Genomic DNA, 21762 nt, shown 5'->3' with positions numbered 1-21762 from the left:
GCTTGTTTATTTATCATATTATTTTTCAGTATTCAATACAAATTTCCCTACAATAGCAGCAACGATACCACCAATAATTGGGGCAACAATAAATACCCATAATTGAGATACAGCCTCTCCGCCAGCGAATAAAGCTGGTGCAATACTACGAGCTGGGTTAACTGACGCATCTGTTAAATGATAGAAAAAAGCACCGAATAACGGTGCTAATAAGAGCGTGGCATAAGTAATAAGCAGATAAGATAAGCTAAAAATCCTGTTCCAAAGCATAAGACAGCAATAACCCAAAGGATACGAATCATACTAGAGCTTATATCAAAATATTCACCTAAACCACCACATACACCGAATAGCATTTTATCAGTTTCAGACTTACGTAACTGTTTTGCCACTATACGATCCTCTCCTTTCGTATGTGAATCACCTATTTTTATATATCGGTGATTTTGTTTCCTTTTATTGTATATGGAAAAATATAGAGGGGCAATTAAATGATATGAAATACAAACGCGGTATATATGTATCTCATGCTAAATGAAGTAAAATTGTTTTAATTTTCAGTTGATTATACAATAAGAGAGATAAAATAGAAAAGGGCTTCGTTTTAGACCCTTTTTATTTATAGATTCCGCATGAAAGAATAAATTGCATACAAATGTGTATTCGCACACAAAATGTAGCCTATTTTCATTCACCACTCGTGCGCTTTATTCATACAATATCTTGACTAAATAAAACACCCAACTTACACATGTACAGCTCTGGCTTAAGCAAGGAGGGTTATACCAGTTGAAGGATAAAGCGTATCAATCTAAACCGTTACTCACAAAGAGAGAGAGAGAAGTATTTGAATTATTAGTTCAAGATAAAACAACAAAAGAAATTGCAAGTGAACTATTTATTAGTGAAAAGACCGTACGCAACCATATATCAAATGCAATGCAAAAGCTAGGGGTTAAAGGACGCTCGCAAGCGGTTGTTGAGCTTCTTCGTATGGGAGAACTCGAGTTATAATAGGTGAAGCCGATCTGTTTAAAAGGTCGGCTATTTTTTTCTGTCTTGCAAATTGCGAAAAAAAGGAGCAAAATAAAAAAGGTCCTGGTCTATACAGGTACATATGAAAAAATGTGAACAGAGGTACTTTGTGAAATGAAACCGTAAAGTATATAGAATATATAAATAAAGAAACAGATGATGAATGAGAAAATAGGTGATTATGTTGAATAGAGCGATTGGTGTCATTGATTCAGGAGTTGGCGGATTAACAGTAGCGAAGGAGTTAATTCGTCAGCTGCCAAAAGAGCGTATTATATATTTAGGAGATACAGCGAGATGTCCGTATGGCCCGCGCTCTCGTGAGGAAGTGCGTCAATTTACATGGGAAATGACGGAACATTTGCTAGCGTTAAATATTAAAATGTTAGTAATTGCATGTAATACAGCTACAGCAGTTGTGTTAGAAGAAATGCAAAAACAATTACCGATTCCAGTTGTTGGTGTAATTCATCCAGGATCACGTACAGCTTTAAAAGTGACGAATACGTACCATGTTGGGATTATTGGCACGATTGGAACGGTAAAAAGCGGTGCGTATGAGGAAGCGTTAAAATCTATTAATAATCGGGTAATGGTAGAGAGTTTAGCTTGCCCGCCGTTTGTCGAACTTGTAGAAAGCGGGAATTTTGAAAGTGAAATGGCATATGAGGTTGTTAGAGAAACATTACAACCATTAAAACGTACTGAAATTGATACATTAATTTTAGGATGTACACATTATCCGATTTTAGGTCCGGTTATTAAGCGAGTAATGGGTGAGAAAGTACAGTTAATTAGTTCTGGAGACGAAACTGCGCGTGAAGTGAGTACCATTTTATATCATAGTAAGATGTTAAATGAGGGTGAAGAACAAAGTGACCACCTATTTTTAACAACAGGTAAAATAGATTTGTTTAAAGAGATTGCATCTAAATGGTTTGGACAGCCGATTGAGAATGTGAAACATATTGATTTGGAAACAAAATAAGAAATAGATTCGTATAAAAAACTCCTGATTCAGGAGTTTTTTTATTTGATCGGTAATGATAGGAGAAGTTATGATTGCGTGTTCTAAAAGATAAGAGGCTTGTATACATATAGTACAAACTTAGATTTTAGGGGGAATTGGTATGCCAAAATCCACTTTCAAATGGCTTGCTTGTGTTACGGTAAGCGCGGCATTGTTATCTGGTTGTGGTTTGCTAAATAAGGAGAATGAAATAGAGCAGATTGATCCGCCCAAGAAAGTTTCCTATACAGAAGGAGGAAAGAAAGAAGTAACAACGAAAGAAAAGCAAGAGCAAACTACACAAAGAGAATTGTACCTTGTTGATAAAAATGGTTATGTCGTACCACAAACGTTAGCGTTGCCTATTCCAAAACAAAATGAAGTTGTGAAACAAACGTTAGAATATCTTGTGAAGGATGGTCCGGTAGAAAATTTATTACCAAATGGATTTCGAGCAGTTTTACCAGCAAACACAACTATGACAGTTGATTTGAAAAAAGATGGGACAGCGGTTATTGATTTTTCAAAGGAAGTGAAAAACTATAAAAAAGAAGAAGAACGTCAAATTGTTGAATCCGTTGCATGGACGTTAACACAATTTAAAGATATTAAACAGGTGAAGTTTCAAATGAACGGAGAGAAATTAACGAAGATGCCTGTTGGAGGGACGCCCCTTGGTGAGAGTGTGAGCCGTGCTGACGGTATTAATTTTGATGATGAACAAGTAACAGATGTAACGAATACAAAGCCTGTGACACTTTATTTTATGGCGCAAAATAATAAAAGGCAGTATTATGTACCAGTAACCCGCCGCGTTGCGGAAGGGAAAGAAAATGAAGTGGAAACAATAATAAATGAACTTGTGAAAGGACCATCGCATTCTTCCTTGTTAAATGACTTTAATCCTGGGGTAAAACTTGTTAGTGAACCGAAAATGCAAGATGGAAAGGTGACGTTAAACTTTAACGAAAATATATATGCAAATAAAGATAAAAACATGATTTCGAACTATGTGTTGCAGTCTCTCGTCTTATCTTTAACGGAAAAACAAGGAGTAAAGAATGTATCTGTTGAAGTAAATGGGAAAGCCAATCTTATGAATGAAGAAGGAGAAAAATTAATAAAACCTGTTCAACGACCACAAAACGTGAATACTGGTAGTTTTTAATCATAAATAATTTGATATACTTATGTAAGAAAGGGGAATGTCTTTTTTGAATTCCCCTTCTTCTATTGTGATACATATCCTACATTTAAATTTGGCTATACTAACAAATAGTAGTTATGAGGGGGTTATTTTATGCGAGTAGATGGTAGAGAAGTAAGAGAATTACGCCATGTACATATTCATACAAATTATTTAAAACATCCAGAAGGTTCTGTACTAATTGAAGTTGGAGATACGAAGGTGATTTGTTCGGCAACGGTTGAAGAGCGAGTACCTCCATTTATGCGCGGTGAAGGAAAAGGCTGGGTAACAGCGGAATATGCGATGATTCCACGTGCAACGGAACAGCGTACGATTCGTGAGTCTAGTAAAGGGAAAGTAACAGGCCGTACAATGGAAATTCAACGTCTTATTGGACGCGCGCTGCGAGCGGTTGTTGATTTAGAAGCGCTTGGAGAAAGAACAGTGTGGATTGATTGTGATGTGATTCAAGCAGATGGTGGAACGCGAACAGCATCTATTACGGGCGCATATGTCGCAATGGTATTGGCATTTGAAAAGTTATTACAAGCAGAAAAAGTGACGAAAATTCCAGTGAAAGATTATTTAGCCGCGACATCAGTTGGAATTTTGGAAGAACAAGGCGTTGTTCTGGATTTGAATTACGCAGAAGATTCGAAAGCAGATGTTGATATGAATGTAATTATGACAGGAAAAGGACACTTTGTTGAAGTGCAAGGGACTGGCGAAGAAGCAACATTTAGCCGCGCTCAATTAAATGAATTACTTGATGCTGCAGAACATGGAATTTTACAGCTTATTGAGAAACAAAAAGAAGCATTAGGTGATATCGTATCTCATATTGAATAGGGGTGGAAGTATGAAACAGGTTGTAATTGCAACGAAAAATATGGGGAAAGTGCGTGAATTTGCTGAGCTATTTGAGAGATTTGATTTAGAAGTAAAATCTCTTCATGATTTCCCTCATATTGAGGAAGTAGAGGAAACTGGTGAAACATTTGAAGAAAATGCAATTTTAAAAGCGGATAGTCTTTGCAAGCAATTAAACTCAATTGTCATTGCTGATGATTCCGGTTTAATTGTGGATGCTTTACACGGAAAACCTGGCGTACGCTCTGCACGCTATGCAGGTGAGCCAAAAGATGATCAAGCGAATATTGATAAAGTATTAAGTGAATTAGAAGGTGTTTCGCTTGAAAAGCGCACAGCGCGTTTTTACTGTGCATTAGCGGTTGCTTTTCCTGAAGACGATAAAGAACCGGTCATTGTAAATGGAACATGCGAAGGGAAAATTTTAGAACAGCGCCGTGGTCACAATGGCTTCGGATACGATCCAATTTTCTATGTAGAGGAATATAAAAAAGCGATGGCTGAGCTCACTTCAGATGAGAAAAACGCCATTAGTCATCGCGGACGTGCGCTTCGCAAGTTAGAAGAAAAAATCCCGGAATGGTTTTTAGAGGAGTAAGGGAGAGAGACTGATGAAGGCTTTAATTGTAAGTGATAGTCATGGTTCAGTAAAAGAATTGCAGCAACTAAAAGAAATGTATGAAGGAAAAGTTGATGTGATGATTCATTGCGGTGACTCTGAATTAACTTCAGAGCATCAAGATATTCAAGGATTTAAAATTGTAAAAGGAAATTGCGATTTTCATAATGATTTTGAGAATGAGATTGTTATGGATGTGAAAGACGTTCGCTTTTTAATTGTGCATGGTCATCGTCATAATGTGAAAATGACATTACAAACATTGGCGTACTATGCGGAAGAAGTAACAGCTAACGTTGTTTGCTTTGGACATTCGCACGTTTTAGGGGCAGAAATTTATAAAGATATGTTATTTATTAATCCGGGTAGCATTTTATTGCCGCGGACTCGTAAAGAAAAAACATTTGCGCTGCTACAAATGAATGAACATGAGATAGAAGTTCAGTTTAAAACTTTAGAAGGACAAGTTGTTGAACAAGTAACATTTCAAAGAGGATAAAAATTTCTTATCCTCTTTGAAAAAAAGTATTGACTTTATCTTTACGTACAAATATAATAAACATTGTCGATAAGACATCAACAAATAAAAAATGAAATATGCGGGTGTAGTTTAGTGGTAAAACAAGAGCCTTCCAAGCTCTGGTCGAGAGTTCGATTCTCTTCACCCGCTCCATGTCCCAGTAGCTCAGCTGGATAGAGCAACGGCCTTCTAAGCCGTCGGTCGGGAGTTCGAATCTCTCCTGGGACGCTATAAAAAACCTTGCGGTAAGGTCGAAAACCGCGTGATATAAGCCTTTTAATTCGTTCAGTTGAAACGGTCAGTGATCGATCAACAACGAGTTAGGAGGCTTATTTTTTTATGTCCAAAAGAAAAGATTCTCTAACAGTTAACGTAGATTTATCGGATGTTTTTAATCGTAAACCGAAAAAGGAACGTGTCAGAGGTTTTGCAATCGACAAAGCACTCGTAACAGTTATTCGTCAAATGAAAGCGACGGGATTACGTGAACGTACGATTTGTGATTACGAATTACATGTTAACCATTTTATCGAAGTAACAGGTGTTCAGTTTATCGAAGAGTTGAACGTTGATCATATTTATCTATGGTTATCGTCCATGAACGTGAGTAACCAAACGAAACTAACACGTTTAAAGTGCCTAAAAGCGTTTTTAGGGCGTTGTTTTGATAATGGATGGGTTGATATTAATTTTTGGCGAAATGTCAAAATAAAGGTGGATAGTCCTGTTAAAGAGGGGGCAACTGACCGCGAAATAAATATTCTGCTATCAATGCTCGATTTAACACACTTTATAGAGTTACGTGATGCGGTAGCGATATTAACCATGTATCAAACAGGTATACGTGTCGGAACGTTATCGCAACTGGAACATAAGCACGTTAATTTAGATGCGAAATTATTAAGAATTGACGGCGGTATTATTAAAAATCATGAGTCGATACATTTACCATTCGATGAGGTACTTATGAGGTTATTGGACGTTCTTATGAGACAAAACGACATCATTCGAAAAGAACATAAAGTACGTAACGATTACCTATTTATCACTAAAAGTGGAGGGCGGATTGCAACAAGTCCAACAAATAACAATATAACAAAGCGATTGAGTAAATATGCGAAGGATCACGGGCTTAAGAATATAAACCCACACGCATTAAGACGAGGTTTTGCGAAGAACTTGCTTAAGAAAGGTGCAAATATAGCATTGATATCTAAAGCGTTAGGTCATAGCGATATAGCCGTTACGACGCGTTATTTACATTTAGAAAAAGAAGAGGTAGCAGAGAGTTTACGAAGCTTCTTGTAAATAAAAAAAAGAGCATCTTGGCGGATGCTCCTCGTAGGGTAGACTGTTGGCGCAGTCCGTGACCCAAAATAATCGACTCAAAACTAAATACCGGACATTCCGATTACCATGCATTTAACAACAATTAAATACCGGATAATCCGATTACCTAGCACCTTCATTTTATCGAAAAAATTCGAGGAATGCAAGGCTTCTTAAGTATACACTTTTTTAGGCGCTAGGTTACGGTAATCTCCGAACGTGGGAACGACCTAACACCACGCTAAAAACTTGAACAGGTGAGCCTAGCCAATGTCGGAAAGTAAGGCGCTGTACGCTAAACGCATAACCCTTCCGTGCGTGTACAGGTCTAGGCGGTTACGGCCATTAACGGTAAGGAGTGGACGCATGGCGCTTTTACGAATCTGTAAAGGCGAGGTGCATCGTCAGGCGGGTACGTAAAGTACCGGCGCATTGTGGGACATGCTGCAATGTAGAAAGACGGTGGGCGAGAGAGAAATCAATCGCCGAAGTCGGAAGGGGCGTACGCGGAAACCTCAGCCAACGACTGACGCTAGTATGTGCTTCACCTCTTCGCGCCTCGTTTATTTTTTTAACGTGGTGCCTAGGGGTGAAGCCTGCCCCATCGTTTCCTAGACCGTCCTCCTTCCGCTAGCAAAAAAGCGTAAAGACAGTCAAGGGCAAAAACAAAAAATAACGAAGTATACGCCACTAGCCAAGATAGGCGGAGGATGGTAGCGACTACCACTAACGGAGTGAAGAGTAAACGTTAAGGGAGGACGAAAGCGACGATAGGCAACTGATCGGTAAGGGGACGTAGCCCATAGCGGGAGGCGCATCCGTAGATGTGAAGCAGTGAGGGCTTGCCCTGAAGCGTACTAATAACGAAGAGTAAAGGTGAAGATAAGCGGTAAAGGCAACTTCGATTATAAGCGGAAATAACGAGACAACTTACTGATAAAATTGAGGAGGGATTGCGATGGGGAGTTAGGGGAAGAGGGCGAGAGTTGGCGTAGGTTATCGAGGGAATTGTCGGTAAATACGAGGGGAGGACGGAAAGTTTTAGGGGGTATGTCGAATTTTCTTGTTTCACGTGAAATAATTATAAGATAGCGTAAATAATGCGTAACCCTTGATACAGAAGGATTTCTCAGTAAAAAACGGTTGGATGTTATTAAACTCCGCCTTGAGTTTTGACGTAATAAAATATGCTACGCTTAAATCATTAAGTCACGCGATTTGATGCGATGAAAGGAGTGTAGCTATTGATCGAGTTTACAAAAGAAGCCTTAAGCATGGCGGAGCAACTGACGACTGTTGTAATTGGAGTTATGACGATTATCGCGTTTAGAGATAATAGACGCGGAAACTAGAGATAGATTATAAGTGGGTGTCGTGTAATGCGATGCCCTTTTTCTATCTCCATATTACGTAAAGGAGAATGGTAGTGTGTTAATTTATTTACAGGAAGTGGAGGTATGGTAGCGGATTTACCATCGTTTAATGAAGTCGAGCTGTCCACAGAATCAGTAACAAAGAAACCCAATGTGTACTTTTTACCCATTGGAGATCGATAAGGGAATAGCGTAAATCACTCCTCGGTGATTGACCTAATAGGGCTAACTGGTGAAGTGATGCAATACGACCTTATTCGGATAGATACAAACGTAATTAAATTTCAGTATCGGGATCAATAACGTATTCGACTTCCGGCGGCTTATTACGTTCTTCCGTTAATAGCTGGCCGAGCTTTCGTTTGTCTTCTTCGGCTTGGTGTAACGATCTTTCTAACTCTTTGTATTCCTTTAACGTTTTGACTTCTCCGTTTAATACTGCTTGTTTCGCTCGTCGTTTAGGTTCCGTTGATTCTGAGTTACTAGATCCGATAGCATATATTAACTTTTTGGGCAACGACTCCACATCTACCTTCGCTTGCATCTCGTGCGCCTGTCGCACAACATTGTAGTAGTTAATGTAAGCATAAACAGTTCTTTTAGCGAAGCCCAATGCTGTGTACCATTTTTCAAAAACTCCTTTATACTGATCATGGCTTGCTAGTTCATCCTGCACTTCTTTTAATTCTCTCCCTAAGTCTTTATAAGCTTTACCTACAATATCTTGCATATTATTCTCTTTTTTTCGCAAGAAATCAGCCATATTAGTATCTAATCGACCATAATCAAAAACTACTATCTCATTATTCACTAGTTACACCTCCTTAGTATTTAACCCCCGGCAACTTCGCTTACGCTCATTGCATCTCATCATCTATTAGCGGAGTTCTTTTATATAAGTGATTACCGCCGAATATATTAATGATGGAAGGATATTTCGATAGAAATAGACTTCAAGGTTTTAGCACTTTTATATACTTCTCTTTAAGGACGAGGGCTTATAAACGTTGACATTACGCGGTTTTAGTAGTCATTTTAGCACTTTTAATTTCGAAAAAGTGTTAAGGATTAAGCCAACGAACTAATATATGCTCACATGTGCATTTCTACTTACATTTTTACTACCGATTACATACTGCCCACGCACGGAAACTGTGCATCGTAGCCCTCCGATAAATTTTAACGTAAATGTAAAGCGTCCTATTTTTCCGCTATATATAGTAGGAAATGAATTCGTCAGTTTACAACGGTTTACATTTCGTCAGTCGCCAACGATGGATAGACGCCCGATTGGAACTTTCGGAATCGGGTCGTTTTTCGTCCATATAATAGAAGAAACTCGTTTTCTGCTTACGGATTACTTCCGACTCCATTAGTCTACGCCTTCACGACGGACGTCCTTCAAAAACTTCGACCCTCATTACGAATGTGTGATTCTATTTAAAAACGTACATTCATTTCGTTTATTCTATTGACATTGAGGGATATCGACGATAAAATAGACTTATCTTAAAAAATCGTACATTCAAAACGTTGATATTACTGCGTTTGGGGAGAGGGAGATTTCGTATGAAACAATTGAAAGACGTGCAACCGATTCGAGATTTAGAACAAATCGATAACATGAAGTGGTCATTACGCAGACATTGTAGCGAAAGGGATTATATACTATTCTTAATCGGTATCAATACGGGATTGCGTGTCGGTGATCTATTAAAGCTAAAGGTATCGGATGTAAAGGGGAAACGTAAGGCGATCGTTAAGGAAGGTAAGACACAAAAGAAACGCACTATCTACCTAGACTCGATATACGACGAGATACAGGCATACGTATCCACGCTGGATAGCGAGTGGTTGTTCCCTTCGAGGAAAGGCGACAAGGCAATCTCACCAACGCAAGCATATCGTCAGCTAAATAAAGCCGCAGACTTTGCAGGAGTAGAGAGCGTTGGTAATCATACGTTAAGAAAGTCGTTCGGGTATTGGTACTATAAGCAGCATAAGGACGTCGCGGAGTTGCAAAAGATATTAAATCATAGTCACCCTTCGATTACATTACGCTACATTGGAATCACGGAAGAACAAATCGAGGACAAATTAAAAACATTTAAATTGTAGTCGGTAGATAATACCGGCTTCTTTTTTTAGGGGTGGGGGAGGTTTTCGGGAGTTTGGTTCGCAAGGTGCCTGCAAAATCCGTGCAAAATTTAAAACCTCGGGTCTAAATCCCTAGATAATACTCTACGTTTTAAAGTATATAAGTCGTTTAGAAAGGCATTTATATTACTTCGGATATACGTACTCAAATTCGCTGATAATTTTCTAGGAAAACGGGGTTAAAACGTAAGATATCGACTCTAATTAGCAATTCGAAAGGGAATACGTACTACATTACGACTAGTAATGCGTATGTAAAAAAATCCGAATAAAAATAAAGAGAACCAACTTCTACAAAGACAGAAAAGTTGGCTTCTTTACTTATATGTTATTAATCTGTACTTTCTTTTCTTTCTTATAATTCAAATCTATTTCTAAAATTTGTTCAGACGTTAAATTTTCTTTATGCCAAAAGAGTAGGTCGCTAGGAGCAGGTGCCCCTTTTTTAAAATTTATAGGGTATTATAATTCTTTTAAAATTTTGTTCTTATTGATAATAATGTATAGTAGAGTATCAATTGGTAATTCAAACCTTGTGAATTTTGTCTCTTTTGAGTGTTCCTCCGATATTGCATCAATAATTATTGCTTGCTTCCCTTCTTTTTTTATTAAATATTGATTTCCATCAAGTATAATTCCATCATATTTGTCACCATGATACAAATCCTCTTTTAGTCTTTCATTTTCTTTTCCAATTTCACACTTTAAAAATGTAATAGTATCTTCTAACGTATCTTCCTCAATTTCTGATATCAAAAAATCTTTTAACTTGTTTTTAGAGAACTCTCCATTCTTTTCTAAAAAGGCTTGTTTATTAAACTCTTTTTTCAAATTCATCATTCCTTATTTTACAGGATAAGTAGTCCATATATTTTTTAATTCATCATAAACTATTTTTACTTTTGTTTCTCCCTTAGTTCCAATGATTTTCCCAGTCTCTATTATTGCTGAAAAAGAATTTTGATTTGCACTTCCTAGTCCATTATCTAAAATTTCTAATACTCTTCCATTTTTTAATGCATCTGATACAATTTCGGAGGCTTCTTCAGGAGTGTTTGCTGAAAATTTCCTTGCTCTTTTTGCTGTTGAGCTATTCAAATGTTTATCTTTTATTTCAAAAGAAGAGATATCTAATTCTGATAATATTTTGCCTCCTTTTTGTATTAGGGTATTAAATCCGCTGCCTCCATTACTTTCTCCGCTATCTGCTCTCCAAAGAAAGTCTTTTATCGAAGGTATTCCTGAGCCCGCACCAGCAATAGCAAACTCTTTATGATTACGATTAAATAAAGATGCGGCGTATTCAAAGTTCTGTTTTGCAGTTTGCGACATCTCAACTAATTTAGTGCCAGGTTTCAACATTGAAATCTTATCTACGCCTTTTGTTCCTAAGAATAGTTGTCCAACAGCAAGTGTAGTATGAACACCTGCACCTCCGAACCATTCAGCTTGACTATTCCAATCCCCGTTTACAACATCGGTATTCCAAGAATCAGAAATCTTTTGTTTTATCATGTTGAATGTCTCGACTGGGTGAGAAGCGGCTTCAATCGTGTTATTAAATGTGTCTATTGGATGGATAACTGCATCTGCAAGTCCTACTAATTCATCAGAAAGAGCCTCTTTTCCGCCTTTGATAAAATGATAGGGGGCACCTAATCCGGCTTTTTCAAATGTAGATTCGACTTCATCGTCAAGGGCACCTTTTATTTTATTGTAGCCTTCATAAGCTGCTTCTGCACCATGTTTAAACTTATCATATAAAGACTCATCGGCGTTCTTTATTTCACTAAAATCTTCATAAGTTTCCTCAAGACTTTGTTTTAATTTGTCCGATAAAGAGGTATTTTTTTTCTCACTATTTAATGGACCACACATCGCCCCTTCTTCAATATTATCATCGGAAGTCTTTCCATCATATGAAGTATCTGCGGTACGGAATTTCTCAGCGATTCGTTTTAAATCTTCTTCTACTTGTACAATAGAATTGATAGATGTAAAAGCTTTTGGTTTGGCATCATTGAACATTTGAACGAACTGTTGATTAGAGGCACCAATCCATTGAAAACACAAATGATCAATATCATTACATAGATTATTATGTATAGATTCTAATGCGACCCTGGTATTACTTGCACGATTTGCAACTTCTTCTAGCATTTCAGGCGTTACCTTAATGTGAACCATATATTTTCTCCTTCTCCATTAAAATTATGAACCGAGAGGATAAATATGTAAATAACAAAATAAAGAAAAATCAATCTATTGGTTATATTTTCTTCGTTATAAAACTTTCCTATGTATTACTACCATTCAACATACATATCGCTAAATTCCTAGACAATTCTCTCGTTATTTGACCGTAGAATTTACGTTAGAGCTTCGGAAAGGTTCAGTTTACGCTGCATATCTCTTCGTGTGACCAAAAGGATATCTAAATAGAAACTCGAGTTTCCTTTTCGGAATCCCCGGGGATTCTCCATAAAAAAGAACGCTATTATTTAGCGCTCTCTTCATCTTCTACAATAATTTCTCCGTTTTCTTGCTCATACTTTTTGATTTCATTGATAATTAAAACTTCAATTTTATTCGCAATTGATCTATGTTCGTTCTCGGAAATGAACTGTATCTTCTTAAAATTATCTTCCTGTAAGCGTAAAGTGAACGCCTTTTTATTTGTAGCCATTTATATCCGCTCCTTATTAGGTGATGTCATTATGATAGCATTTTTAAATTAATTTTTAAATATTTGATTTTTTTGTTGACTTCAAGGTGACATCATTTTTATAATGCGAGTAACAAATCAAGGTGACATCACTTTGAATTATAAAAAGGAGCGATTGAATAATGAATCTAAAAAATACCGAAGAGTTAAATGTAAAAGTAGCTATCAATAATCCCAACGGCAGCACCGTTGAATTCACCGAAAAGGGGCTGAAAATCAGCGATGCATTGATTCTTAGTGTTTACGAAGCAGGCGTAGCTATCAACAAATTTCATTACGACCAAGCAGGCGCTATTGTCCTGGACGAAGAGGTACTCGACTTGCAAGGTTCAGTCAATGACTACGGGCTTAACTTAGAAGAGATTAGTAACATGAACGTCATCGAATTCTTATTGAAAATCACTACGCTCACAAAGGGTTTACATTAAGGAGGCAACGTATTATGTTCGCAAAGCTAAACGATTACTTCGGTCTTGAGACGTTATCTGATCGTATTTGGTATTGGGGAGTATTCGGCGTAGGTGGTACGTTGTATGCCGTCGATATGCTTATTGCTTATGTACTATAAAAACAGGAAAATGGAGGAATCGAAAATTATGAATCGCTGGTTTTAATCTTCAGCGAGTAATTTTGAAAAGGTGAGTCGTAAGATTCGTCCGCGGTAGGCAGGCGGATGAATCAGCGACCTAAGTGGTGCGTTAAAGTGGCATGGAGATACGAGACAGCAATCTCGTAGTGGTGTGTGACTTTTCGTATCGGCCTATTAATAAAGGGGGGAAAACGGAAATGGAGAGAATCACGGTTAATTTTCAGTATCAGGATGTAGATGGATTAAAGGAATCGAAGTATGAAGCGTATTTATTATCAGATTCGGTATGTTATGAATTTAACGGGGAGAATCTAACTTTCCGAGAAATACCTTTGCGCGAACGCGGTAAAAAGGAGTTAACGATTTACAATTCAGATTGTTACAGAGCAGTCGAAATTTATTGCAAAGCGGAAATCGAAAATATACACGAAATGAGCGCCGTAGAATTTATCGAAGCGGTACTAGAAGGACAGAATTTACCTAGCGGCAACTAGGAGACAGCAAAATAAATCTACCCGGATAAGGCAAGATGAGAATGACGACGGCAATTTTATATATAGAACGAGTAAAACACGCGCAGCCTATACGCGTGTTTTTTGCGCTTATTTAAGTCGTTTAGCATAAACCGCAATAAAAACAACAACTTGCGGAACTTCCACCATTATTTACGCACTGATAATAACATTCCCAAAGTGGGTCTGGCTGCCCTCCGTAAATATATGAATATGGACTGTAAGACGTTGCTTGATAAGTGGTTGGTATGAAATAGGGATAGTAAGAAGGTATAGAGAGGGGGCGACGCCATGTATGGTAACTAGTATAATCATTTCCTTCGTTTAGCAGACTATGAAACATGTATATCACTCCTTAGTTTTCTACATTTTATTGAATTACGTACCAATTAGATGATTGTCTTTCTGTAAATAGGTAGTTGTCTAAAATGGGTGTTGTTCAGTACATCGAAATGGTGTTACAAGGATAGCCGAATATATAAAGGATAGAACAAGAAGCACAGGGCGGCTAGCGGTGCTTTTTTGCGTTTATTTAATTGGAAAGTGTGCGAAATGGACATCTCACGCGACTTAGTAAGTGGAATTGAAAAATTTTATCGCGTTTTGGTGCGCGACGAGGGCAGGTCTTGCGTCATTTATAGTATAGGCGGTAAAAATTACAAAAGAAATTTACGAAAAAGTGTGCGAAAAAGGTTTGTGACGCATCAAACACTACAGAGGGAGGCGTAGAAATGAGAAAACAAAAACTATTTCGTAAAGCAAAAGGGGCATACAAAGGAAATTTCATCAAACTTCCGTCAAATTTAAAACACTACGTATATCATCCGAAGTACAAAGCCGAGATGAGTTATCTGTACGCGCTGATCGTTGACTATTTTAACGAAGAGTTCGGATACGCTTGGCCGTCAACACAACGACTAGCAATGGAGTACGGTAAAGCGGAAAAGACAGTGAGAACGCATTTGAATGTGTTAGAAGAGTTGCGATTGATTCAAAAACGTAGGGGATTATTAGGAAATAGCTATCGACCATATGAGCCATTAGACGAGGACGAGTTTTTCGAAGAGTTTCCGGAAGCAAAAAAGCATACGAGAGAGCATTACGAAAGTTAGAAGCGGGGATGGAACGTAAAAAAGAACTTTACGGCGCCCATTTATTCGACGATTCTTCGGGATTTTGAGGAATGGTAAAAAAGTACAATTAGACGAGGTATTTTAGGGGATTTCGTAAGGGTAATATTTACCGTCTAACTAGATTTATTATAACGAGATTTAAGGAAAAAGATTTAAGATAACGAAGCATTCGCTTACGCTCATACTTCGGTAATCCTTTTCTATCGAAAAGAATTACATCTTATATATTATCGACTAATTTCTTATATAAAAGATAAGCCGCTAAATAGTAAAAGAGATAAAAAGAAAAACCATAACTGTATTGGTGGGGCGACGAGTCTTTCCACTAACGGAGAGATTTGTCGCCGCTTTTTTTTGTGTCTAATTACGCCGAGATTCGCATTTTGAGACGATTAGAAATAGTTTTACGGGGGATAGGTCGATTAATCGCAGAATATTCGCCTTGACGGTACTTTATATAATAAGGTAGAATTTAAACAAACGGTCAGTTGACCGAGACAGTGAACGTATCAAGAAGCGGATTGTAAAAGCGCTTATACATATCGGGTTAAAGACGGGTCGGGAGTTCGAATCTCTCCTGGGACGCTATAAAAAAACCTTGTTATCATTGATAACAAGGTTTTTTGTTTGTAGATCAATTATTGATAAATTTTTCAAAGACAAAGCCATAGTCTTTTATGTTGTATTGTTTTTTTGTATCGACAAGCCAATTGAATGCAATTTGATTCATTTCTTTAAATTGTTCTGCTAAATTTAATTGTGCGTTTGTAATACGACTAAATGTATGAGAAGCCATATCTAAACTTTTATGAGCGTATTGTGAGGTAACGTCATTATCATATGAGATTTCTTCAATTTTAAAAAATGCTTTATATAAATATTTTAATTCTATAATACGTTTTTATGAACATCAATGGAGTAATATTCATCCCCCCCATATGAAATTTAATTTCTACATCTAAATCGATTGTACCAGCAGTTTCAAGCATTACGTTTTTAATTGGATATTTGCTGTAACTAAATCGTTTTAACGTACGCTTTTTACTTGTAGCATTCGTCCCATCTAAATGAATTCATCTTTTGTTTGTAAAGCAATATTCATCTGATTTTGATTTGATAAGAAAATAAGTTTTTTCTCCATCCTCATGCATCACATAATCATCAGCATCGCCTTTATCATAATCTTTCGGTGTGATTACAGAACCTACATCACTTAAGCCGAGAATGGTCAAGAAAAGAATGTCGATTTTGTAACTTATGTAGAGAACTACCATGAAAGGTTGTCCCAAAAAATAGGTTTCACTGATGTTTTGGATAGCCTAAAGAAATTTGTTCAAGTTTTCTACTCTACCATAAATGCAGAAGATTTTCCTAACACATATGTCAATAAATCTAAAATAATAAAGTTATTTTAAAAGTTTTGTATATATTTTACAATCTAAAAGTAATTAGAATACAATTTAAATTCTTAAAAGTTAAAAATATACAATTATTATGGAAAATACTTGAAAAATCATTTGCGTTTTTGTATGATTTTGGTAAGTAAACTAATAGTGTACTTTAAATAACTTAAAGTTTTACGTAAGGAGGATACATGGGAATTATAGAAAGAAAAGAGAGGGAAAAAAAGATTCGTAGGGAGGATATTCTGAAAGCGGCAGAGGCGGTTTTTTTTGCCAAAGGCTATGAAGGTGCAACGATGGATGAAATTGCAAACGTAGCGGAGTACAGTAAAAGAACGCTATATTCGTATTTTCAAAGTAAGGAGCAATTGCTTCATGGAATCATTTATAGAGCGTATCAAGCTTTAAATGGAATTGTTAGTGATACTTTAGATGAACGGGAAGATTTAAATGGAATTATGAAGCTGAAGTTATTAGGAAAGGCATATGTGCGTTTTATCCAACTTCATCCGAAGTACTTTGAGATGATTGTTTTGTATAACGGAGCGATGAGTGAGTTACCTGCGGATGATGAATTTAAAGTCATGAGCGATTTAGAGGGTGAAAAAACATTTCATTATTTAGTAAATCTTCTTCAAGAAGGTATCAAGGATTCCAGTGTTCGAGCGGATATTGATGTGACGAAAACAGCGTTTGTTCTCTATGCGAATATTATTGGGATGTCCAATTTAGTCTTAAGTAAGGAAAGTTATCTGCTTGAACATGGGGTCCAAGCGAAGGAGTTTATTGCGGAGATGTTTTATTTTCTTGAACAATCCATTGCAAATCATAGCGATTGAGGTGATGAAATGGAGGCGATAAAGTTGGTTAGCAGACGGAATTTTTTAAAGGGATCTGCTGTCGTAGGAGGGCTTTTAGCAGCTGGCGGGTTTTGGAGAGCAATTGATGCAGGGGTTTTTAATTCGGGGGAAGGCCTCGCTTATTCAGCTTGGAATACAAGTGCTCAAGGGATGGAAGAAATTGTGCGTGCGGCAACGTTAGCTGCAAATTCACATAATACACAGCCATGGCGCTTTGATATTGGAGATACATATATTCATATTTTTGCGGATAAAGCTAGAAATATCGGTACAGCCGATCCGTTTTTGAGAGAAATGCATGCTAGTTTAGGGTGTGCTCTTGAAAATTTAGTTATCGCTGCCGCAGCCAAAGGATATTCTTCTGAAATTGAATATTTCCCTGATTCCTCACAGAAAAATCATATAGCAAAGGTCAATCTTTCAGAAGGAAAAACGGTTCGTTCAGAATTATATGATGCCATTCCGAAAAGACATATGAATCGGGCTCCGTATGACACGGAGCGAACTGTATCGAAAGATATGCTACAATTTTTACACAAATTAAACGAGGAAAAAGAAGAAGTGAAACTATTTTTATTTGATTCGTCGTCAGATAAGAAAATGATTAGCGAAGCAATGTTTGAGGCTACGGAAGCTTTTATTGCAGATCAAGATCAAGTAAATGATGATGCGAAGTGGATGAGACAAACTTGGGATGCAATCGAAGCACATAAAGATGGTATCACTTTAGATGCACAAGGATTATCTCCATTTATGAGGGTAGTTGCCAAAATGTTGCCTCCGCTTTCAGTAGAACAGAATAATGCATTTTGGTTAAAAACAGTGAAGGAGAAACAGCTTCCTACAGCAGCAGCTTTTGGCTTTATTGCAGTTCGCGATTTGAACAATTATGAGCAAGTAATTAAAGCGGGACAATTATGGCAAAGAATCCACCTTTTTGGTACGGCAAAAGGTCTTGCGTTGCAAGTATTAAATCAATTGTCAGAGCGCCGTGATAGGGAAATTTCTTTAGGGATAGAAACTAAAATCGGTAAGAAATTAAATGGGATTATAAATGACTCAAATTGGCAAAGTGTGATTCAATTTCGTTTAGGTTATCCGACGTTACAAGGATTACCGAGTCCGCGTCGTCCTGTTTCAGAAGTTGTCATCTGACGGTAATCACACTTTTACACGATCCATTTCAAATATGAATCGAGGTAGTAGTGAATAAACAATTTTTGAATGGAGGGAAGAGTGTGCAAGCGATTATAAAAGGGAAATGGTTCATCCTAATCGGATGGATCATTGCGCTAGCGGTGTTACTTTCTACTGCTCCTAATATGATGGATCTTGTACGAGAAAAAGGACAGTTCAAACTTCCAGATGGTTCTTTATCGAAGACAGCAGCAGATTTGTCTTTGCAAAAAAGTAAAGACGAAAACCATCAAATTGCACTCGTTTTTTATAAGAATAAGAAAATAACGAGTGAAGATGAAGACAGTATGCGGAAGGCTGTTGCGAACATAGAAAAGAAAAAAGAAGAGTTGGGGATCACTAAAATATTACATTATTTTGATAATAGTAAGCTGAAAAGTGAAATGCTATCTAAGGATGAGAAGACTGTATTAGTATCCCTGTCGTTTCGGGATAAGGGGTTATCTGTGGATGCTGTAAAAAAGGGATTAGATAAAGCTTTACAGGGGGTGAAGGTGAAGTATTATTATACAGGAGCTTGGGTCATCACTGACGACGTATTGAAGAGTTCTGAAGAAGGGTTGAAGAAGACAGAAGGGATTACGATTATATTTATTCTTGTTGTTTTAATCCTTGTCTTTCGTTCAATCGTTGCCCCATTTATTCCGCTTATTACCGTTGGTTTAAGCTATTTAGGATCGCAATCGATTGTTGCATTTTTAATTGACTGGATTGACTTTCCTTTATCGACATTTACGCAAATCTTTTTAGTCGTCGTTTTATTCGGAATTGGAACGGATTATTGTATTTTACTGTTAAGTCGTTATAAAGAGGAACTTACAACTTCAGATCATGTAGCAGATGCTATTGTAAAAACATATAAAACAGCTGGAAAGACCGTTTTATATAGTGGTATAGCGGTTATGATTGGCTTTGCAACAATCGGTTTTTCTCAATTTAAGTTATATCAATCTGCTCTTGCTGTCGCAGTTGGGGTAGCTATTTTATTAATCGCTTTGTTTACCATTGTGCCCTTCTTTATGGCGGTATTAAATCAAAAATTATTTTGGCCACAGAAAGGCTCTCTAGAACATAAGGAAAGTAAAATGTGGGAATTTTTTGGCAGATTGTCCTTAAAGCGTCCATTTTTAACGATTGTATTTTTAAGTGTTTGTATCGCGCCATTTCTTTTTTTCTACGATGGAAAGTTATCATTTAATGATATGGATGAAATTGGTGAAAAGTACGATTCCGTAAAAGGATTTCAAATAATCTCTGATAGCTTTAGCCCAGGGAAAGTGCTTTCCTCGACAATTGTACTAAAAAATGATGAACCGATGGATAATGAAAAGTATCTTCCGTTGTTTGAAAAGGTAAGTCGAGAAGTGAGTAAAGTGAGTGGGGTAGATTATTTGCGTAGTGCGACTCGACCGGTCGGAGAAGAAATTTCAGAATTATATGTGAAAAATCAAGTGAAGATAGTAGATGAAGGACTTCAAAAAGGAAATGAAGGTATTCAAAAAGTTGCTGGTGGATTGAAGGATGCGAGTACATCTATTTTGAATTCGAAACCGAAAGTGGAAGAGGCAGCAAGCGGGGTTACAGACCTTATTAATGGAACAGAGAAATTAAAAGGTGGTATCGGTGAATTAAATACCAATTTAAATCTGTTGGAACAGGGAATGACAAAAGGAGTAAAAGGAACCGGTGATGTAAAGAATGGGGTTGTTGAAATAAAGAAAAATGCAGAGAAGTTATTGGAAGGAAGCCAACTGTTGCATGAAAATTATAAACGAGTTGAGGAAGGCTTATCGATTCTCGCTAGTAAGTATGAAGAGGTAGGAGCGCAGTTTGGCAAATTTTCAGGAACGTTACAAGGTGCGGATCAAAAATTTGCTGAGGTTGAAAGTAGATATTCACAACTATCACAAGATCAACAGTTCCAAATCGCAAGAAAGATGATTCAAGAATCGAATAAAGGTGCTGGACAACTGACAGCAGGCATGCAAGCTTTAAATAAGGAACTTAATAAAGCAACAGCAGGAGTGAAAGAGGCAAATGCGGCATTAGGAAAAGTAAAGGAAGGACAACAGCAACTTACGAATGGACTCGAAAAGGTTATTTCTAGTTTAGGTGAGCTTGAACGTGGGATGAATCAAGTGACAGATGGCCAGAAAAAAATAATACAACAATTACCACAATTTAGTACAGGGCTTGAAAAATTAAAAGATGGTCAGAAACAGATCCAATCTGGTTTTTCGAGTTTCTCTGGGCAGTTACAAGATTTATCCTCTGGTTTAAAAGAGGGAGTAAATGGATTAAATCAAGTTTCTGGCGGGATACAAAATGCAGGGGAATATTTTACGGCACTTTCACAAGCGCCAGATAACCAGATGGCAGGATGGTTTATACCGAATGAAGTGTTAAAGAGTAACGATTTTCAAGAAGTATTTGAAACATATATGTCACCCGATAAAAAAACTGTAACGTTCGATGTCATATTTAAATACAATCCATACTCATTAGACGCGATGAATCAAATTGTAGAAATCGAATCAGCTGTTAAGAGAGCTGTAAAAGACTCCCCCCTTGAGAACGCGAAATTAGGAATTGGTGGCGTATCGAGTTCGCAAGCTGATCTTAGAAATATATCAAATGAAGATTATAATCGAACAGTCTTGCTTATGTTAGCGGGAGTTGGATTTATTCTTCTAATCTTACTTCGTTCGATTATTATGCCACTATATCTCATTTTATCACTTGTGATTACGTATTATACGTCTATGGCCGTTTCGGAAGTTGTGTTTGTTCATCTTCTAGGTTATAGCGGAATTAACTGGGTTGTTCCATTTTTTTCATTTGTTATATTAGTTGCATTAGGAGTGGATTATAGCATCTTCCTTATGTCTCGTTTTAATGAACATCGAGATATGAAACCTGAAGAGGCAATTGTACTTGCGATGAAAAAGATGGGAACCGTAATTGTTTCAGCAGCGATTATTTTAGGTGGAACATTTGCAGCGATGATTCCATCAGGTGTACTATCTTTATTACAAATTGCAACGATTGTTTTAACTGGCTTAATGTTATATGCACTATTGTTTTTGCCGTTATTTGTTCCTGTTATGGTGAAAGTATTTGGAGAGGCGAACTGGTGGCCGTTTAAGAATGATAAATAGTATGTAATATGTGTACACATAGTAAGACTACCTTCGTCTTAAGATTGTAAAGAGTTCATAAATTTTAAGACGAAGGAGATATTA

The 21762-nt window shown here is 37.1% G+C and carries 20 protein-coding genes, 2 tRNA genes and 2 pseudogenes; 17 read left to right on the top strand and 7 right to left on the bottom strand.

What is annotated here, in order from left to right:
* Positions 1–18 precede the first annotated feature (18 nt).
* Positions 19–234 (bottom strand): annotated as a pseudogene (locus MR063_RS03830) (aquaporin); the annotation flags it as partial.
* Positions 207–392 carry a PspC domain-containing protein gene (locus MR063_RS03825; protein WP_242145643.1) on the bottom strand — a complete coding sequence of 62 codons (186 nt, stop codon included), beginning with the start codon at positions 390–392 and terminating at the stop codon, positions 207–209. The gene MR063_RS03825 and the pseudogene MR063_RS03830, both read right to left, overlap by 28 nt.
* A gap of 397 nt (positions 393–789) precedes the next feature.
* On the opposite strand from MR063_RS03825, the gene gerE reads away from it, so the two are divergent.
* From gerE to MR063_RS03780, 9 genes are all read left to right on the top strand, one after another.
* Complete coding sequence (gene gerE / locus MR063_RS03820) at positions 790–1014, top strand: spore germination transcription factor GerE (protein WP_012095666.1); 225 nt, start codon at positions 790–792, stop codon at positions 1012–1014.
* Positions 1015–1216: 202 nt separating this feature from the next.
* Entirely contained in the window at positions 1217–2023 is an 807-nt protein-coding gene (racE, locus tag MR063_RS03815; RefSeq protein ID WP_277927776.1) for a glutamate racemase, read from the top strand.
* A 142-nt stretch (positions 2024–2165) separates the two neighbouring features.
* Positions 2166–3212: a GerMN domain-containing protein gene (locus MR063_RS03810; protein WP_242193478.1), complete on the top strand. Its 1047-nt coding sequence runs from the start codon at positions 2166–2168 to the stop codon at positions 3210–3212.
* Positions 3213–3344: 132 nt separating this feature from the next.
* A complete protein-coding gene (gene rph, locus MR063_RS03805; protein ID WP_242145271.1) occupies positions 3345–4082 on the top strand; it encodes a ribonuclease PH in 738 nt (245 codons plus the stop codon).
* 10 nt (positions 4083–4092) lie between these two features.
* Complete coding sequence (locus tag MR063_RS03800; RefSeq protein WP_242193477.1) at positions 4093–4701, top strand: XTP/dITP diphosphatase; 609 nt, start codon at positions 4093–4095, stop codon at positions 4699–4701.
* Between the two features lie 13 nt (positions 4702–4714).
* A complete protein-coding gene (locus MR063_RS03795; RefSeq protein ID WP_242193475.1) occupies positions 4715–5221 on the top strand; it encodes a metallophosphoesterase family protein in 507 nt (168 codons plus the stop codon).
* Between the two features lie 100 nt (positions 5222–5321).
* Positions 5322–5395 (top strand) — tRNA-Gly (locus MR063_RS03790).
* A 1-nt stretch (position 5396) separates the two neighbouring features.
* Positions 5397–5470, top strand: a tRNA-Arg gene (locus MR063_RS03785).
* A 111-nt stretch (positions 5471–5581) separates the two neighbouring features.
* Entirely contained in the window at positions 5582–6550 is a 969-nt protein-coding gene (locus MR063_RS03780) for a tyrosine-type recombinase/integrase (RefSeq protein ID WP_242193473.1), read from the top strand.
* A 1671-nt stretch (positions 6551–8221) separates the two neighbouring features.
* On the opposite strand, the gene MR063_RS03775 is transcribed toward MR063_RS03780, so the two are convergent.
* Positions 8222–8707 carry a hypothetical protein gene (locus MR063_RS03775; protein ID WP_242193471.1) on the bottom strand — a complete coding sequence of 162 codons (486 nt, stop codon included), beginning with the start codon at positions 8705–8707 and terminating at the stop codon, positions 8222–8224.
* 806 nt (positions 8708–9513) lie between these two features.
* Here MR063_RS03775 and MR063_RS03770 point away from each other — a divergent pair.
* Positions 9514–10062, top strand: coding sequence for a tyrosine-type recombinase/integrase (locus MR063_RS03770; RefSeq protein WP_242193470.1), 549 nt, complete (start codon positions 9514–9516; stop codon positions 10060–10062).
* 501 nt (positions 10063–10563) lie between these two features.
* On the opposite strand, the gene MR063_RS03765 is transcribed toward MR063_RS03770, so the two are convergent.
* From MR063_RS03765 to MR063_RS03755, 3 genes are all read right to left on the bottom strand, one after another.
* Positions 10564–10938, bottom strand: a complete 375-nt coding sequence (locus tag MR063_RS03765; RefSeq protein WP_242193466.1) for a hypothetical protein — start codon at positions 10936–10938, stop codon at positions 10564–10566.
* 6 nt (positions 10939–10944) lie between these two features.
* Positions 10945–12288, bottom strand: a complete 1344-nt coding sequence (locus MR063_RS03760) for a WXG100 family type VII secretion target (RefSeq protein ID WP_242193464.1) — start codon at positions 12286–12288, stop codon at positions 10945–10947.
* 310 nt (positions 12289–12598) lie between these two features.
* Complete coding sequence (locus MR063_RS03755) at positions 12599–12787, bottom strand: hypothetical protein (protein ID WP_242193462.1); 189 nt, start codon at positions 12785–12787, stop codon at positions 12599–12601.
* A gap of 161 nt (positions 12788–12948) precedes the next feature.
* On the opposite strand from MR063_RS03755, the gene MR063_RS03750 reads away from it, so the two are divergent.
* From MR063_RS03750 to MR063_RS03735, 4 genes are all read left to right on the top strand, one after another.
* Positions 12949–13254: a hypothetical protein gene (locus tag MR063_RS03750; RefSeq protein WP_242193461.1), complete on the top strand. Its 306-nt coding sequence runs from the start codon at positions 12949–12951 to the stop codon at positions 13252–13254.
* Positions 13255–13268: 14 nt separating this feature from the next.
* Complete coding sequence (locus MR063_RS03745; protein WP_242193460.1) at positions 13269–13394, top strand: DUF3961 domain-containing protein; 126 nt, start codon at positions 13269–13271, stop codon at positions 13392–13394.
* Between the two features lie 218 nt (positions 13395–13612).
* The gene (locus MR063_RS03740; RefSeq protein WP_242193459.1) at positions 13613–13909 is read left to right on the top strand and encodes a hypothetical protein; all 297 of its coding nucleotides are present in this window, start codon (positions 13613–13615) and stop codon (positions 13907–13909) included.
* A gap of 749 nt (positions 13910–14658) precedes the next feature.
* Complete coding sequence (locus MR063_RS03735) at positions 14659–15039, top strand: helix-turn-helix domain-containing protein (RefSeq protein WP_242193458.1); 381 nt, start codon at positions 14659–14661, stop codon at positions 15037–15039.
* A gap of 655 nt (positions 15040–15694) precedes the next feature.
* On the opposite strand, the pseudogene MR063_RS03730 reads toward MR063_RS03735, so the two are convergent.
* Positions 15695–16334 (bottom strand): annotated as a pseudogene (locus tag MR063_RS03730) (PH domain-containing protein).
* Between the two features lie 320 nt (positions 16335–16654).
* Here MR063_RS03730 and MR063_RS03725 point away from each other — a divergent pair.
* The 3 genes from MR063_RS03725 to MR063_RS03715 all read left to right on the top strand — a co-directional run bounded on the left by MR063_RS03725 (position 16655) and on the right by MR063_RS03715 (position 21678).
* Positions 16655–17302, top strand: a complete 648-nt coding sequence (locus MR063_RS03725) for a TetR/AcrR family transcriptional regulator (RefSeq protein WP_242193457.1) — start codon at positions 16655–16657, stop codon at positions 17300–17302.
* A gap of 24 nt (positions 17303–17326) precedes the next feature.
* Positions 17327–18478 (top strand): Acg family FMN-binding oxidoreductase, encoded by a 1152-nt coding sequence (locus MR063_RS03720; RefSeq protein ID WP_242193456.1) that lies wholly within the window; start codon positions 17327–17329, stop codon positions 18476–18478.
* Positions 18479–18561: 83 nt separating this feature from the next.
* On the top strand, positions 18562–21678 hold the full coding sequence (locus MR063_RS03715) for an MMPL family transporter (protein ID WP_242193454.1): 3117 nt from the start codon (positions 18562–18564) through the stop codon (positions 21676–21678).
* The last annotated feature ends 84 nt before the right edge of the window (positions 21679–21762 follow it).

Origin of the sequence: Bacillus cereus group sp. BfR-BA-01492 (assembly GCF_022662815.1) — a bacterium.
In the GTDB taxonomy this organism is placed as follows: domain Bacteria; phylum Bacillota; class Bacilli; order Bacillales; family Bacillaceae_G; genus Bacillus_A; species Bacillus_A cereus_BD.
Note: the sequence above shows the minus strand (reverse complement) of the source record. Positions and strands in the feature narration are given on the sequence as shown.

Bases quoted from the DNA above. Each gene is read 5' to 3' on its own strand.
- MR063_RS03765 (WP_242193466.1), bottom strand. From the start codon at position 10,938: ATGAATTTGAAAAAAGAGTTTAATAAACAAGCCTTTTTAGAAAAGAAT.
- MR063_RS03740 (WP_242193459.1), top strand. From the start codon at position 13,613: ATGGAGAGAATCACGGTTAATTTTCAGTATCAGGATGTAGATGGATTA.
- MR063_RS03800 (WP_242193477.1), top strand. From the start codon at position 4,093: ATGAAACAGGTTGTAATTGCAACGAAAAATATGGGGAAAGTGCGTGAA.
- MR063_RS03750 (WP_242193461.1), top strand. From the start codon at position 12,949: ATGAATCTAAAAAATACCGAAGAGTTAAATGTAAAAGTAGCTATCAAT.
- rph (WP_242145271.1), top strand. From the start codon at position 3,345: ATGCGAGTAGATGGTAGAGAAGTAAGAGAATTACGCCATGTACATATT.
- racE (WP_277927776.1), top strand. From the start codon at position 1,217: ATGTTGAATAGAGCGATTGGTGTCATTGATTCAGGAGTTGGCGGATTA.
- MR063_RS03735 (WP_242193458.1), top strand. From the start codon at position 14,659: ATGAGAAAACAAAAACTATTTCGTAAAGCAAAAGGGGCATACAAAGGA.
- MR063_RS03810 (WP_242193478.1), top strand. From the start codon at position 2,166: ATGCCAAAATCCACTTTCAAATGGCTTGCTTGTGTTACGGTAAGCGCG.
- MR063_RS03745 (WP_242193460.1), top strand. From the start codon at position 13,269: ATGTTCGCAAAGCTAAACGATTACTTCGGTCTTGAGACGTTATCTGAT.
- MR063_RS03770 (WP_242193470.1), top strand. From the start codon at position 9,514: ATGAAACAATTGAAAGACGTGCAACCGATTCGAGATTTAGAACAAATC.
- MR063_RS03780 (WP_242193473.1), top strand. From the start codon at position 5,582: ATGTCCAAAAGAAAAGATTCTCTAACAGTTAACGTAGATTTATCGGAT.
- MR063_RS03795 (WP_242193475.1), top strand. From the start codon at position 4,715: ATGAAGGCTTTAATTGTAAGTGATAGTCATGGTTCAGTAAAAGAATTG.
- MR063_RS03760 (WP_242193464.1), bottom strand. From the start codon at position 12,288: ATGGTTCACATTAAGGTAACGCCTGAAATGCTAGAAGAAGTTGCAAAT.
- MR063_RS03775 (WP_242193471.1), bottom strand. From the start codon at position 8,707: ATGGCTGATTTCTTGCGAAAAAAAGAGAATAATATGCAAGATATTGTA.
- MR063_RS03755 (WP_242193462.1), bottom strand. From the start codon at position 12,787: ATGGCTACAAATAAAAAGGCGTTCACTTTACGCTTACAGGAAGATAAT.
- MR063_RS03725 (WP_242193457.1), top strand. From the start codon at position 16,655: ATGGGAATTATAGAAAGAAAAGAGAGGGAAAAAAAGATTCGTAGGGAG.